15 protein-coding genes, 1 tRNA gene, 2 rRNA genes, 1 other RNA gene and 1 other annotated feature are annotated in these 14,401 nt (G+C 41.4%); of the genes, 3 read left to right on the forward strand and 16 right to left on the reverse strand.

The genetic code is table 11. From position 1 onward, the window contains the following. The 8 genes from ACZYRN_RS19040 to tadA all read right to left on the reverse strand — a co-directional run. Positions 1–70, reverse strand: a 16S ribosomal RNA gene (locus tag ACZYRN_RS19040); the annotation flags it as partial. A 258-nt stretch (positions 71–328) separates the two neighbouring features. Next, complete coding sequence (locus ACZYRN_RS19045; protein WP_488913158.1) at positions 329–529, reverse strand: pro-sigmaK processing inhibitor BofA family protein; 201 nt, start codon at positions 527–529, stop codon at positions 329–331. Positions 530–566: 37 nt separating this feature from the next. Then, entirely contained in the window at positions 567–785 is a 219-nt protein-coding gene (locus ACZYRN_RS19050; protein ID WP_488913159.1) for a YaaL family protein, read from the reverse strand. 15 nt (positions 786–800) lie between these two features. Further along, positions 801–1,397: a recombination mediator RecR gene (recR, locus tag ACZYRN_RS19055; RefSeq protein WP_488913160.1), complete on the reverse strand. Its 597-nt coding sequence runs from the start codon at positions 1,395–1,397 to the stop codon at positions 801–803. Between the two features lie 16 nt (positions 1,398–1,413). Then, the gene (locus tag ACZYRN_RS19060) at positions 1,414–1,725 is read right to left on the reverse strand and encodes a YbaB/EbfC family nucleoid-associated protein (protein ID WP_488913172.1); all 312 of its coding nucleotides are present in this window, start codon (positions 1,723–1,725) and stop codon (positions 1,414–1,416) included. Between the two features lie 24 nt (positions 1,726–1,749). Further along, a complete protein-coding gene (gene dnaX / locus ACZYRN_RS19065; RefSeq protein ID WP_488913161.1) occupies positions 1,750–3,471 on the reverse strand; it encodes a DNA polymerase III subunit gamma/tau in 1,722 nt (573 codons plus the stop codon). A gap of 115 nt (positions 3,472–3,586) precedes the next feature. Then, positions 3,587–3,851, reverse strand: an RNA gene (gene ffs, locus ACZYRN_RS19070) — signal recognition particle sRNA large type. 54 nt (positions 3,852–3,905) lie between these two features. Next, positions 3,906–4,382 carry a tRNA adenosine(34) deaminase TadA gene (gene tadA, locus ACZYRN_RS19075; RefSeq protein ID WP_488913162.1) on the reverse strand — a complete coding sequence of 159 codons (477 nt, stop codon included), beginning with the start codon at positions 4,380–4,382 and terminating at the stop codon, positions 3,906–3,908. A 58-nt stretch (positions 4,383–4,440) separates the two neighbouring features. On the opposite strand from tadA, the gene ACZYRN_RS19080 reads away from it, so the two are divergent. Then, complete coding sequence (locus tag ACZYRN_RS19080) at positions 4,441–4,998, forward strand: cysteine hydrolase family protein (RefSeq protein ID WP_488913163.1); 558 nt, start codon at positions 4,441–4,443, stop codon at positions 4,996–4,998. 47 nt (positions 4,999–5,045) lie between these two features. After that, the gene (locus ACZYRN_RS19085) at positions 5,046–6,332 is read left to right on the forward strand and encodes a glycoside hydrolase family 18 protein (protein WP_488913164.1); all 1,287 of its coding nucleotides are present in this window, start codon (positions 5,046–5,048) and stop codon (positions 6,330–6,332) included. Between the two features lie 68 nt (positions 6,333–6,400). Here ACZYRN_RS19085 and ACZYRN_RS19090 read toward each other — a convergent pair. From ACZYRN_RS19090 to ACZYRN_RS19115, 6 genes are all read right to left on the reverse strand, one after another. After that, positions 6,401–6,493, reverse strand: a tRNA-Ser gene (locus tag ACZYRN_RS19090). Between the two features lie 74 nt (positions 6,494–6,567). Beyond that, positions 6,568–7,104: an NADPH-dependent FMN reductase gene (gene ssuE, locus ACZYRN_RS19095; RefSeq protein WP_488913165.1), complete on the reverse strand. Its 537-nt coding sequence runs from the start codon at positions 7,102–7,104 to the stop codon at positions 6,568–6,570. Positions 7,105–7,340: 236 nt separating this feature from the next. Beyond that, positions 7,341–8,621, reverse strand: coding sequence for a serine--tRNA ligase (serS, locus tag ACZYRN_RS19100; protein WP_488913166.1), 1,281 nt, complete (start codon positions 8,619–8,621; stop codon positions 7,341–7,343). A 45-nt stretch (positions 8,622–8,666) separates the two neighbouring features. Continuing rightward, positions 8,667–8,888: a binding site (T-box leader), on the reverse strand. A 32-nt stretch (positions 8,889–8,920) separates the two neighbouring features. Beyond that, positions 8,921–9,514: a pyridoxal 5'-phosphate synthase glutaminase subunit PdxT gene (pdxT, locus tag ACZYRN_RS19105; RefSeq protein WP_488913167.1), complete on the reverse strand. Its 594-nt coding sequence runs from the start codon at positions 9,512–9,514 to the stop codon at positions 8,921–8,923. Next, complete coding sequence (pdxS, locus tag ACZYRN_RS19110; RefSeq protein ID WP_488913168.1) at positions 9,514–10,395, reverse strand: pyridoxal 5'-phosphate synthase lyase subunit PdxS; 882 nt, start codon at positions 10,393–10,395, stop codon at positions 9,514–9,516. Before pdxS ends, pdxT begins: the two co-directional genes overlap by 1 nt. Before the next feature lie 107 nt (positions 10,396–10,502). Beyond that, entirely contained in the window at positions 10,503–11,843 is a 1,341-nt protein-coding gene (locus ACZYRN_RS19115) for a serine hydrolase (RefSeq protein ID WP_488913169.1), read from the reverse strand. A 118-nt stretch (positions 11,844–11,961) separates the two neighbouring features. Here ACZYRN_RS19115 and ACZYRN_RS19120 point away from each other — a divergent pair, with 118 nt between their 5' ends. Next, positions 11,962–12,528 carry a GNAT family N-acetyltransferase gene (locus ACZYRN_RS19120; protein WP_488913170.1) on the forward strand — a complete coding sequence of 189 codons (567 nt, stop codon included), beginning with the start codon at positions 11,962–11,964 and terminating at the stop codon, positions 12,526–12,528. 43 nt (positions 12,529–12,571) lie between these two features. Here ACZYRN_RS19120 and guaB read toward each other — a convergent pair whose 3' ends face one another. Together guaB and rrf are read right to left on the reverse strand one after the other, a co-directional pair. Further along, a complete protein-coding gene (gene guaB / locus ACZYRN_RS19125; RefSeq protein WP_488913171.1) occupies positions 12,572–14,035 on the reverse strand; it encodes an IMP dehydrogenase in 1,464 nt (487 codons plus the stop codon). Positions 14,036–14,289: 254 nt separating this feature from the next. Next, positions 14,290–14,401, reverse strand: a 5S ribosomal RNA gene (gene rrf, locus ACZYRN_RS19130); the annotation flags it as partial.

Genomic DNA, 14,401 nt, shown 5'->3' on the forward strand with positions numbered 1-14,401 from the left:
TCCGCTCGACTTGCATGTATTAGGCACGCCGCCAGCGTTCGTCCTGAGCCAGGATCAAACTCTCCAAAAAGTGTTTGACTTGCTCATTTGTTTATCTGCAGATGACGAGCATCTGCCAGATAAGATTAAAACTAAAACGTTGACGTTTTTATTGATTTTGTTCAGTTTTCAATGTTCAATCTACTACTCATTTAAATAGACAGTTATTATTCTATCTTATTTCATTTTAAATGTCAATAAATCTTTAATGCTTTTCCAATATTGTTTTTCGCTTTCCAGCGGCAACGTTTACTAATATATCATTACGAAGCAAACAAGTCAACATTTTTTATTTAAAAATATACATTTGAATAGCTGCCAGCATAAAAATACCTGGCAGCCCGAGAAAACCTGCTATTAGCGCTGTCATGAGGTTCATTGGGATATGCAAACCTGTGTAGTTAACCAATATATTTATTATATAAAGAGAAAAAGCGCCTATAATTACTCTTTTACAAACCTGCGCTGCAAACAATAGTATTTTTCTCATTTATCATCACACTCCCTTATTATCTTATGGGAGCTTTTTATTCTTTTATGCGTATTTGACGCTTTTTTGCTTCTCTGAAAAGGAAAAAGTATTTCGCCTGTGCTGCTTTCGTCTGTGCCTCCAGCTCATCGTTTTGTTCAAAACTAAGTCGGAGGAGTTCCCGGTGCTGAAACCATTCTTTTTGAGAACGATTGAGCAAGCCAATTAATTTTTTATCGTATATTTCGTTTATCTTTTGCTTTTTCCGAAAAAACATCGTCAATAAATCCTCCTATAACTCACGGCGGCCTTCAATTGCTTTAGATAGTGTTACTTCATCTGCATACTCCAGATCACCGCCAACTGGCAGCCCATGAGCAATACGAGTTGTACGGATACCAGATGGCTTTAGGAGACGAGAAATATACATAGCTGTCGCTTCCCCTTCGATGTTGGGATTTGTCGCTAATATTACTTCTTTGATCGTCTCGTCCTGAAGACGCTTCAAAAGATCAGGTACATTGATATCTTCTGGTCCGATTCCTTCCATTGGAGAAATAACACCGTTTAATACATGGTACAGACCATTGTATTCTTTCATTTTCTCCATTGCAATCACGTCTTTTGGATCTTGTACAACACAGATCATACTTCGGTCACGCCGCTCATCCTTACAAATCACGCATGGATCTTGATCGGTAATATGCCCACAGACAGAGCAATAACCAAGATCACGTTTTCCATTAACGAGCGCTTTAGCAAAATCAAGCACATCTTCTTCTTTCATATTCAAAACAAAAAAAGCCAGGCGAGCCGCAGTTTTCGGCCCAATGCCCGGCAGTTTCATAAAGCTGTCGATCAATTTTGTAATTGGTTCAGGATAATACATTCGTTAATGCCTCCTTTTAGAAAGGAAGATTCATCCCTTTCGTAAACTTCCCCATCTTCTGGTTTGTTTCCTCATCCACTTTTTTTAATCCATCATTAACCGCTGCTAGGACAAGGTCTTGCAGCATATCAATGTCATCTGGATCCACAACTTCTTCTTTAATTTGTACATCGACAATTTCTCTTTGCCCCGAAATAGTAATCTTCACCATTCCGCCGCCAGAAGAACCTTCAAATTTCTTTTCTGCCAGCTCTTCCTGCGCTTCCTGCATCTGCTTCTGCATTTTCTGCATTTGTTTCATCATATTTTGCATATTTCCGCCACGCATCATGTTCCTCATCCTCCGTGTAATTTAGTCTTTAATTTCAAGAAACTTCTCACCGACAAGCTTCAATGCTTCCGAAACGAGTGGATCCTCTTCTTCTTCCTGTATATCACTGTTAGGTGCGTCAACAGGAAGTATGTACGTGCCATCTTCTTTTTGTTTTTTCAAAAAAGAACGACGTATTTCAAGCCAGGATTCTTCTGGCACGACAAGAGGACGGTACGGTTTGCCTGTCAGCTCATTCAAAATTGTCGAAATAGAATCGATAAACGCTTTATTATCTGAAGCCATTTGACAATGAATTTCATATTTAAATTTTAACACAAATGAATCATTTGAAGCAGCGACTGGTTCTGCATCGTTTAAAAGGGCAGCCTGCGAACGCATTTGACGTTCATTTAAGTATCCTATCATGTCGCTCCAACGGCTTTTAATATTTTGGATATCCTGCTTTGTTGCCTCTGATAACACTTTCTCAACTTGTGGGACAGCGACTTTAAATTGAGTGCCCGAGCGAACCGGTTTTTTTATAGTTTGGCGCACTGCTTCCTGTTCCACAGCTGCTGCTGGCCGCTTTTTCAACTCTTGCACTTCCCGCTCAAGCCTGCCCACCTTTTCAATCAACTCTTCTATGTCCGGTGTAGAGGCAGCAGACACTTTTTTTACAGTCATCCTGCACATTTTCACAAGCGCCACTTCAAGATAGATACGAGCATGATTTGTGAATTTCATATCCTGCTGCGTTTTATTTAACGTGTCAATGTATTCATAGATTGCCTGCTCAGAAAATTGATCAGCTATTTCAATAAATGCTGTATCCGTCATCGTCCGTTCAATCGACTCTTCAAGATTTGGCGCCATTTTATAGAGAAGCATATCGCGGAAATACAAGATAAAATCTTCTATAAAGCGAGTGGGGTCTTTCCCTTCCATCAAGAGACCATGCAGCGTCTGAACCGCTTCCGCCGCTTTCTGTTCATAAACAAACTCGGCAATCACATTCAACTTTTCCTGTCCGACTGTGCCTGTTACAGTGAGCGCGTCTTCTTCCGTCAATTGGTCACGGCTGTAAGAAACTGCCTGATCAAGAAGACTGAGCGCATCCCTCATTCCACCTTCAGCGGCACGAGAAATAATTGGAAGTGCTGCTTTGTCGAATGGTGTATCTGTTTCATTTAAAATAAGTTCCATACGGCTTGTAATCGCTTGTGCAGTAATTCGTTTAAAATCAAATCGCTGACAACGGGAGATAATTGTTAATGGAATTTTATGAGGTTCAGTTGTCGCCAAAATAAACATAACATGCTTAGGAGGTTCTTCAAGTGTTTTTAATAAAGCATTAAAAGCACCTGTTGAAAGCATATGCACTTCATCAATAATGTACACCTTATACCGAACAGAACCCGGCGCATATTTTACTTTATCTCGAATATCGCGAATTTCATCGACCCCATTGTTTGAAGCTGCATCAATTTCAATCACGTCTTGAATTGATCCATCAGAAATACCATGACAAGATAAACATGCATTGCATGGTTCAGCTGCCGGACCATTTTCACAGTTAACCGCTTTTGCCAAAATTTTAGCCGCACTTGTTTTTCCTGTACCGCGCGGACCAGAAAATAAGTAAGCATGTGAGATTTTATCCTGAAGGAGAGCATTTTGAAGCGTTTTTGTGATGTGCTCCTGCCCAACGACATCTGCAAAAGTTTGCGGCCGCCATACACGGTATAATGCCTGATAACTCATTGTCTTCCTCCTTCACATTCCTTGCTCCATTATAAACGAACGTACACACCTTTACTATTAAAAAACACAACAAAAAAGACATCCGGCAAGCCGGATGTCTTTTTCATTATGTATACCGTGCACCTTCTGTCGACTGCTAACCATAGGCGTTACTTAAGCAGTTAGCTCGGCCCAGGCTGCCCCGCGGCACATGAGAAAGTCCACTTAATGCTGCTTCCTTCCGGACCTGACATGGTTCATGGGTTCTCATTGCGCAGGACCCAGGCTTCAACACCACTTGCAAAAGGCAGGCCCTACAGTTAAACAGCCTCGAGAAGGAATTCAGTTCCGCTAGAGCGGATTGCGGATACAGGGCACCGCTACCTCCCCACCTAGCACGGCAAAGACAATTGTACCACCAAACGCAATAAATTGCAATGTGCAATGATTTACCATCACTTCTCTTTTTGCTTCAGTTCCTTTTTCTTTTGACGTAACTTTCGGAAGAACGTTGTCAGCAACATCCCACATTCTACCCCCAAAATGCCCGATACAACCTCACAGCGATGATTAAACCGGCTGTCATCAAGTAAGTTCATCAATGTACCTGCACATCCTGCCTTTGGATCCATGGCCCCATATACCACTCGATCAATACGTGATAATAATATCGCTCCACTGCACATTGGACACGGCTCCAATGTGACATAAAGGGTTGTCTCTTCCAGTCGCCATGATCCCATGACTTCACATGCTTTTTCAATGGCTAAAAGTTCGGCGTGGGTAACAGCATTTTTCGTTGTTTCCCGTAAATTGTGGGCAGAAGCAACGACTTCGTTGTTTTTTACAATAACGGCCCCAATTGGCACTTCACCGAGCAGCTCTGCCTTCTTTGCTTCTTCTATAGCCAGTTTCATAAAAAATTCATCCATTTCCCATGATCCTTTCTGCAAAAATTCGGGTAAGACTATAAAACAAGGAGGTTTAAACATGAAGAAAAAGTTTGCTTTAATTATTGTGGATATGATTAATGATTTCGCTTTTCCAAAAGGCAAGCAATTAGCCGAATTGACCCACAATATCGTCCCACCTATTTTAACGCTTAAAAAATATTGTCAGTCGAATAGTATACCGGTCATTTATGTAAATGATCATTATAAGTTATGGAAAGCTGATATAGGTCTTCTTATTGATCATACTCAAAATGATTTGAGCGCTCCTATTATACAGCAAATGAAACCCGATCATAGCGATTATTTCCTTATTAAACCAAAACATTCCGCATTTTACGAGACTGCTTTAAACACACTGCTTCAAGAACTCGATACGAAGGCAGTCATTGTAACCGGCGTTGCTGGAAACATATGTGTGTTTTTTACAGCGAACGATGCGTATATGCGCGAATTTGACGTGTATGTCCCACAAGATGCGATCGCATCTGAACACCCCGAATGTAATGAATATGCACTTCAAATGATGCAGATCATTTTAGGCGCAGATACTCGACCTATTCCTGAATTAATCAATGCAATAAAACAACAGGCATAAATAACGTATTTTCTTTGTACAAATAGTACAGAGAGGGGGATACGTTTTTGCATATTTATGTTGTCAAAAGCGGTGATACGTTATTTCAAATTGCAAGACGGTATGGAACGACTTCACAGACGATCAGCCAGGCGAATCAGTTGCCAAATCCCGATACTCTTGTCGTCGGCCAGGCTCTCGTTATCCCAGTTTCCGGTAATTTCCATATTGTTGCCGCTGGTGACAGTTTGTGGAGTATTTCCAGGAAATATGGAGTAACAGTAGAAGAACTTGCACGATTAAATGGGTTGTCGCAATCTGTCCCGCTGCAAATTGGAAGAGAGCTTCGTATTCCAATGGCACCGAAAACGCGAGCAGAATTCACAGGCTATATTCAGCCATCTGCTTCCGGTTATTCCGCGGCACTTTTAACCAGTGCTCGCACAGCTGCTCCCCATTTAACGTATTTCGCACCGGTTAGTTTTAATGCGAAACGAGATGGCACACTAGAAGAACCTGCGATTCAGCAGTTGCAACCGGTCGCCGAACAGAATGGCGTTGTTCTCATGATGGATATCACTAATCAAGAAAATGGCCAGTTTAGCGACGAGCTTGGCCGTATCTTATTAAATGATGAAGAAGTACAGCAAACACTTTTGGACAACATAAGCCGCATCGCCCGCGAGTCTAACTTTCACGACATTCATTTTGATTTTGAATATTTACGGCCCGAAGACCGAGAAGCATACAATCGTTTCTTACGGCGGGCAACAGAGCGATTTCATAATGAAGGGAAAACAGTATCAACAGCTCTTGCGCCAAAAACGAGTGCAAATCAGCCTGGAAAATGGTATGAAGGACATGATTATAAAGCGCACGGGGAAATTGTCGACTTTAGTATCATTATGACATATGAATGGGGATACAGTTTTGGACCGCCAATGGCTGTGTCACCCATCGGCCCTGTTCGAAACGTATTAACATATGCTCTAACCGAAATGCCTGCTTCTAAAATTGTAATGGGACAAAATCTATACGGTTATGACTGGACTCTTCCATATAAGCCCGGCAATCCGCCTGCCCGAGCAATCAGCCCTCAAGAAGCAATTCGCCTCGCTGTCCAATATAAGGCATCTATTCGTTACGATCGTGTATCTCAAGCACCTTACATTGACTACACAGATGAAAACGGACGTCTGCATAAAATATGGTTTGAAGATGCCCGTTCGATTGATGCAAAATTTTCATTATTAAAAGAACTGAAACTGCGTGGAATGGCCTACTGGAGAATTGGTCTTTCCTTTCCACAAAACTGGCTGCTGTTATCTGATCGATTTACTGTCATTAAAAAATAAAAAATGTCCATCTGGATAAATCCAGGTGGACATTTTATCTTTAAACCTATAGTTAATTATATTAATTATGGAGGAGGGAAGGGGATTCGAACCCCTGCGGGATTTGACTCCCCTGTCGGTTTTCAAGACCGATCCCTTCAGCCAGACTTGGGTATCCCTCCGTATCGACAAGACTTAATTTATCATAAAACAAATAAATCCGTCAATACATTTTCCAAATCTTTTTTACCTATTGTTACGATTTTTGTTTCATCTTTTCTTTAAGCGTGTTTAGTACACGATCAAGTCGTTCCTCCGCTTCCGGCGAGATCAAATATTGATTATTTTCTGTATACTCAATTTGCGTATCAAGTACATATGCACCGCCCAATATATCCGTCGCTCCAAGCGCTGACAGCACTGGTTTTAATGCATAATCAATGACAAGCAAGTGCCCAAATGAGCCGCCTAAAACAAGTGGCAAAACGGTTTTGCCTTCCAGTCCTTTTTGAGGAAGTAAATCGAGATACGTTTTCAAAATACCTGTGTATGCTGCTTTATAAACAGGTGTGAGTACAACAACGACTTGTGCGGATTCCACTTTTGCATTCGCTTCAAGTATCGCTTCACTTTTATAATTAGCTTGAATTAAATCATTGGCAGGCAGCTCATGTACGTAAATCGTATCTGATGAAAAACCTTCCTTTTGAAAAAAGTAATCCACTTTATCAAGAATTCCTTTTAATCTAGATTGTTTGCTATTTCCTCCATAGATCACAACTGCTTTCATCATAATTTTTTCATCCTTCCTTTATTCTTAAATTTGGTCAAAAAAAGTACACACCATTAAAAGAAACAGTGTGTACTTTCAGTTGTCTGATCAGTAACGCTACAGTATATACTTTTATTATCACAGGCATATTTTATATCCGATTATCCTTATGAATATTATCATATATACTCTTTCCTCTTTCGTCAACCTTTTTCTAAGGATGAAATAAGTAAAACAATCTTTCCAAAATATAGTTATTAATTTTTTGTAATTCGCTCTTTGCCACCCATGTATCCACGAAGCACTTCCGGAATGATGACGCTGCCGTCTTCCTGCTGATAATTTTCAATAATGGCGGCGAACGTGCGGCCAATCGCAAGACCAGATCCATTTAATGTATGCACATGTTCTGGTTTCCCGGTTTTTTCCCGGCGGAAACGAATATTCGCACGGCGTGCTTGAAATCCTTCAAAGTTTGAACAAGAAGAAATTTCACGGTACGTATTATAGCTCGGAAGCCATACTTCGATATCATATTTTTTTGCAGCAGTAAAACCAAGATCTGCTGAACACATATTTAATACACGGTATGGAAGTCCAAGCAATTGAAGTACTTTTTCAGCATGGCCCGTTAATTTTTCAAGCTCATCATAAGAATCTTCTGGTTTTACAAAACGTACCATTTCAACTTTATTAAACTGGTGCTGGCGAATTAATCCGCGTGTATCCCGTCCTGCAGATCCTGCTTCCGAACGAAAACATGCGCTGTACGCTGCGTAACTAATCGGCAGATCATGTCCATTTAAAATTTCATCACGGTGATAGTTCGTCACTGGTACTTCTGCCGTCGGGATTAAGAAATAATCATCCGTCTCAACCCGAAACGCATCTTCTTCAAATTTTGGCAGCTGTCCTGTACCTGTCATACTTGCCCTGTTGACCATATACGGAGGCATCATTTCAGTGTAGCCATGCTCCTCTGTATGCAGATCAAGCATAAAACTGATTAAGGCGCGTTCAAGCTTTGAACCTGCTCCTTTGTAAAATGTAAAGCGGCTGCCTGTTACTTTGCCCGCACGTTCAAAATCTAAAATATCAAGATCTGCTGCGACATCCCAGTGGGGTTTTGCTTCAAAATCAAATTCACGGATATCCCCATGACGTCTTATTTCAACATTATCCTCTTCTGATTCGCCTGCTGGGACACTTTCATGCGGAATATTGGGCATGTTGAGAAGTAGTCTTTCAAGCTTTTCTTCCGTCTCACGAAGCTCCGTGTCAAATGTTTTAATTTTTTCGCCAACTTCACGCATTTCGACAATCAAAGAATCCGCATCCTGCTTTTCCTTTTTTAAGCGGGCAACTTCCTGTGATACACTATTTCGCTTACTTTTCAATTCTTCCGTCTGTCCAAGCAGCTCCCGTCGTTTTTGGTCAAGCACTTCAAAGTCTTCAAACGCACTCATATCTTCGCCTCTAAACTTCAGACGCTCTTTCACTTCAGTAAAATTTGAACGCAAATACTTCATATCCAGCATGTCCAATTCCTCCTTTTTAAAAATAAAAAAACTTCCGCCCCTAATAAAAGGGACGGAAGTTATATTCCGCGTTACCACCCTGATTGAAAGCATATAATATGCTTTCCTCTCAAATAACGTTTTAACGGCCTACGCCGGTTAATGCCTACTCATATTTCAGCATCCCCGCTCCAGAACGGATTCACCTGACTTCCACACCGGTTCGCACCACCCACCGGCTCTCTTTTGAAGAAATATCAAGCTACTGGCTTCCTTCATCGCGTTTTACTATTCGATTCAAATTCAATGTACTATATTTTTTATGAATGTGCAAGTAACGCTTTCGCCTGCTCCGCCATGCCGATAAAGAAGCGCGTAATGCGATGGTCGTCCGTCAGCTCCGGATGAAATGAACAGCCGAGGTAATGACGGTCGCGTGCTGCAACAATCCGTCCATCACATTCCGCCAGTACTTCTGTCTCTTCTCCAACTGAAACGATGTGCGGCGCCCGAATAAAAACAGCATTATAATCATCCGCTACATCTTTAATCATGAGATTTTCTTCAAAACTTTCCTTTTGGCGGCCAAATGAATTCCGTTCAACCGTGATATTCATTAATCCAAGGTGAGGTTCATCATATCCGACTACTTCACCCGCGAGAAGAATCAGACCTGCACATGTTCCAAACATTGGTCGGCCGGATTCTCCAAACGAGCGAAGCGGCTCCATAAATCCGTACCGGTCAATCAAGCGGCGCATCGTTGTGCTTTCCCCACCCGGCAAAATCAAGCCGTCAAGCTCAGCCAACTGTTCCGGCCATTTTACGATGACCGCTTGTGCGCCATTTTCTTCAATTGATCGTACATGTTCCCGAACGGCACCCTGTAATCCAAGTACACCGATCTTTGTCATTACCAGCCGCGCTCCTGCATACGATCAGCAGCTGCGATACCAGCAATTTCAAGACCTTTCATCGGCTCTCCAAGCTCTTTTGAAAGTTCTGCAATCAATTTGTAGTCTTGGTAGTGAGTAGTTGCTTCTACAATTGCGCGGGCAAACTTGGCTGGATTTTCTGATTTAAAAATACCAGATCCGACAAATACGCCGTCTGCGCCAAGCTCCATCATAAGAGCCGCATCTGCCGGGGTTGCAATCCCGCCTGCTGCAAAGTTAACTACTGGCAGCTTGCCTTCTTTTTTAATTTGCATTAACACTTCAAAAGGAGCACCATGGATTTTGGCTTCGGTCATCACTTCATCTTCATTCATGTGAACAAGTTTACGTACTTGTGCATTTACTTTACGCATATGACGAACCGCTTCAACAATATTTCCTGTACCAGGCTCGCCCTTCGTCCGAAGCATTGAAGCACCTTCGCCAATACGACGTGCTGCTTCGCCAAGATCACGGCATCCACAGACGAATGGCACTGTGTAATTACTTTTTAATAAATGATATTCTTCATCCGCCGGGGTTAATACTTCACTTTCGTCTAAGTAATCAACGCCCATCGCTTCAAGTACACGGGCTTCAACAATATGACCGATACGTGCTTTTGCCATAACCGGAATGGTTACGGCGTTCATCACTTCTTCTACAATGCGTGGATCCGCCATGCGAGCAACACCGCCTGCTGCACGAATATCAGAAGGCACACGTTCAAGTGCCATAACGGCTACTGCCCCTGCTTCTTCCGCAATTCTCGCCTGTTCTGCATTGACAACATCCATAATGACGCCGCCTTTTTGCATTTCGGCCATTCCCCGTTTAACTCGATCTGTTCCAGTATTCATTGATAGTTCCTCCTATGTGTTAACGAAAAGTATGATTTTTTATAAATTTCATAAATCATACTAAACACGAAAAATCACCTTCTGTCAAGAGCAGAAGGTGATTTTCATTAAAACCAACCAGTTACTTTATCAATAATCCAGTTCCATCCACCGGCAATTCCCCCGCCAATCGCTCGCATTGAAAGAGTGAACCAGTTCGCTTTTTCTACTTCTTCACGCGTTTCTATTTGTACAGGATCCACTGCTTTTAAAAATGAAACTTTTTTTCCTTGATCATCTTTCACGACAGTAGAACCAACCACTTTTCCCTTTTCAACAGGGGCTGTTAACTTCCCACTTTCACCCAATTCCGAACTATTCAATACTAATTCTGCTTTATACTTCGTTTTTGATCCTTTTTGCTTCCAAATTACAACATCTGACTTTGATTGAATCGCTACTTCTTTTTCCTTTCCTTTTTGAACGGGCAGTGTTTCCGCACCTTTTATTGGATTTCCAGCTGTTACAATTTCTTGTTGCTCAAACTGACCAAATCCGTAATCAAGTAATTTCTCCATTTCCACAAAGCGGGCATTGTATGTTCCTTCCCCATTCGCGTTTGTTGCATCCATGACAACTGCGATCAACTTCTGGCCATTCCGTTCAGCCGTACCTGTAAAACAGTAGCCTGCAAAATCAGTCGTTCCTGTTTTCAAACCTGTCATACCCTCATATTCAAAAACAAGTGAAGGGAGCATCCAGTTCCAGTTTTCCATTGCGATCTCGTCATCCGTACCTTCACGAAATTTCTTTTTTGGAATTCCCGCCGTTTCCAACACTTCCGGATAATCATTCAACAAGCGATAAGCTAACGTCGCAACATCGCGTCCAGACATCATATTTTCATCTGTCTCCTTGCCTGTTGAATGATTGCCTTTTAAATCTTTATTGCTCAAACCGGTTGAATTTACAAATTTATATTGTTCCAAACCGAGTTCTTTCGCTTTTTCATTCATTCTTTTGACAAACTCTTCCTCGGATCCGGCGATTTTTTCAGCAATTGCAATCGTTGCAGCATTCGCAGAATAAATCGTCATAGCCTCATACAACTCTTGAATGCTATACGTTTCGCCTACACGCAACGGCACATTCGAAAGACTGCGGTCCTGCGAAATAGTATATACATAATCAGACACTTGGTATGTATCTTCAAAACCAATTTTTCCTTCCTTTACTGTTTCAAGGAGTAAATACTCTGTCATCATTTTCGACATACTTGCTACACCAAGAAGCTCATTGCTATTCTTTTCATATAAAATCTGTCCGGTATCCGCATCAATTAAAATGGCTGATGAAGCATTCACATCAAAAGCCGCATTTGCTTTTATTCCAAGTGGCGTCAACAAACTAATCAACATTATTACGCTTAAAAAAGAAGCGCCAATCCGATATCCATTTCTCTTTTTCACACTAAAAAACCCCTCCATCTGTTATGTCACACTTTCGTTATTGTACCATATATTTTCATTGGAATAACAGACGCGAAACGACCTAGGTAGCTTATAATAAAAGATGGAGGTAAACGATATGAAAACAATTGTAAGAAAAGCTGTACCAGAAGATGCTTCTTTCTCGGTACCACTCATTTTAGAAGCAATTGGAGACATTGCATACCGGCTGACTGGAGAGACAAGTAAGCAGGCGACTGAGGCCACGTTAATGAAATTATTTATACGCAGTGACAACCGCCATTCATACCGTTATACATATATTGCAGAAAAAAACGACACTCCAGCAGGGATTCTTGTTCTGTATTATGGAGCAGATGCGAGTGATTTGGATCTAAACTTGTCCAATTGGCTGAATAAAAAGAAAGCTGTCCGAATTTTTCTCGACAGGGAAGCTCATCTAGATGAATGGTATATCGATACAATTTGTGTTCATCCTGATTTTCGAGGTTCTGGTATTGGTACAGTACTTTTGACACATGCAGAACATATAGCGGCTGATCGTGGAGGCATAAAACTTTCGTTAAATGTTGAAATGAAAAAGGAAGCCGCAATCCGCCTGTACGAGCGGATAGGCTTTTCTATTACTCAGCCATGGACTATTATTGGTGAGTCTTTTCATCATATGGTGAAATACCTAAAATAAGACTGCAAAAGACGCCTGTCCGTTTAGGACAGGCGTCTTTATCTTATACTGAATAGTTTGGCGCTTCTTTCGTAATTTGAACATCATGCGGATGACTTTCGCGAAGACCGGCACCCGTCATGCGGATAAATTGGCTGTTTTCACGAAGCGCATCAATATCTTTCGTTCCGCAGTAACCCATACCAGAACGAAGTCCGCCTGTTAATTGATATAATGTATCTGAAAGTGGGCCTTTATAAGGGATACGGCCTTCAATACCTTCCGGAACGAATTTTTTCGCATCTTCCTGGAAATAGCGATCTTTGGATCCTTTTTCCATTGCACTTACAGAACCCATACCACGATATACTTTAAAACGGCGCCCTTGGAAGATTTCTGTTGCACCTGGACTTTCTGTCGTGCCTGCAAGAAGACTTCCAAGCATAACAGCATTTCCGCCTGCAGCAATTGCTTTCACAATGTCACCAGAATACTTAATTCCTCCATCCGCAATAATGGCTTTTCCATGTTTACGCGCTTCTGTTGCACAATCATAGATCGCGGTAATTTGCGGTACACCGACGCCTGCTACAACACGTGTGGTACAAATAGAACCCGGACCAATTCCTACTTTCACAACGTCAACGCCTGCTTCAAACAGTTCACGTGTTGCTTCTCCAGTCGCTACGTTCCCCGCAATAATATTTAATTCCGGATAGACAAAGCGAATTTCTTTTACTGTTTCAATGACACCTGCCGAATGACCATGTGCTGTATCGATTACAATAACGTCTACCTGTGACTTTACAAGCTGTTCAACACGTTTCATCGTATCGCCTGTTACCCCAACAGCAGCCCCTACAAGAAGACGCCCCTGAGCGTCCTTAGCTGAATTTGGGAACTCAATTACCTTTTCAATATCTTTAATCGTAATCAGACCTTTTAATACACCTTGTTCGTTAATAAGTGGGAGCTTTTCAATTTTGTATTTTTGAAGAATTTGTTCCGCTTCTTGAAGCGTTGTACCAACAGGAGCCGTTACAAGATTTTCTTTCGTCATAACGTCTGTAATCAAAATTGAATAATCTTGAATAAAACGAAGGTCACGGTTCGTTAAAATACCAACAAGTTTTTGTTCTTCCTGATTATTAACAATTGGCACACCTGAAATACGGTATTTGCCCATTAAATGTTCAGCATCAAACACTTGATGTTCCGGTGTCAAAAAGAATGGATCACTAATAACGCCGCTTTCAGAACGCTTTACTTTATCTACTTGTTCCGCCTGTTGCTCAATACTCATGTTTTTATGAATAATTCCAAGACCGCCTTGACGTGCCATCGAAATGGCCATGTCTCCTTCTGTTACTGTATCCATACCCGCACTAATCATTGGGATATTCAGTTTCAAACTCGGCGTAAGTTCTACCTTCAACGATACATCTTTAGGAAGCACCTCTGATTTAGCCGGCACAAGCAATACATCATCAAACGTTAATCCTTCTTTTTTAAATTTATCTTCCCACATATTTAAGCCTCCCTGACCGAAAAATATTATTAGTAGGTTATCAATTGAACGGGTATGCTGTCAAGGTCCATGCAATATGTTAGATTTTTCGGAATGTTCACACTTAAATCCGAACATTAAAAGTAAAGGCTTTATTACCATATTCATAACAATTAATTTGACAATTTCAAGATATTTTCTCTTCCATTATTATAATATCATAAAGAAAAAATGCAACAAAAAAGACAACCCATAGCTATAAGTTGTCTTAACATGCCAGGCGGCGTCCTGCTCTCACAGGGGGAAACCCCCAACTACCATCGGCGCTGAAGAGCTTAACTGCCGTGTTCGGGATGGGAACGGGTGTGACCTCTTCGCTAATGCCAC

This window comes from Domibacillus sp. F004, assembly GCF_057814295.1.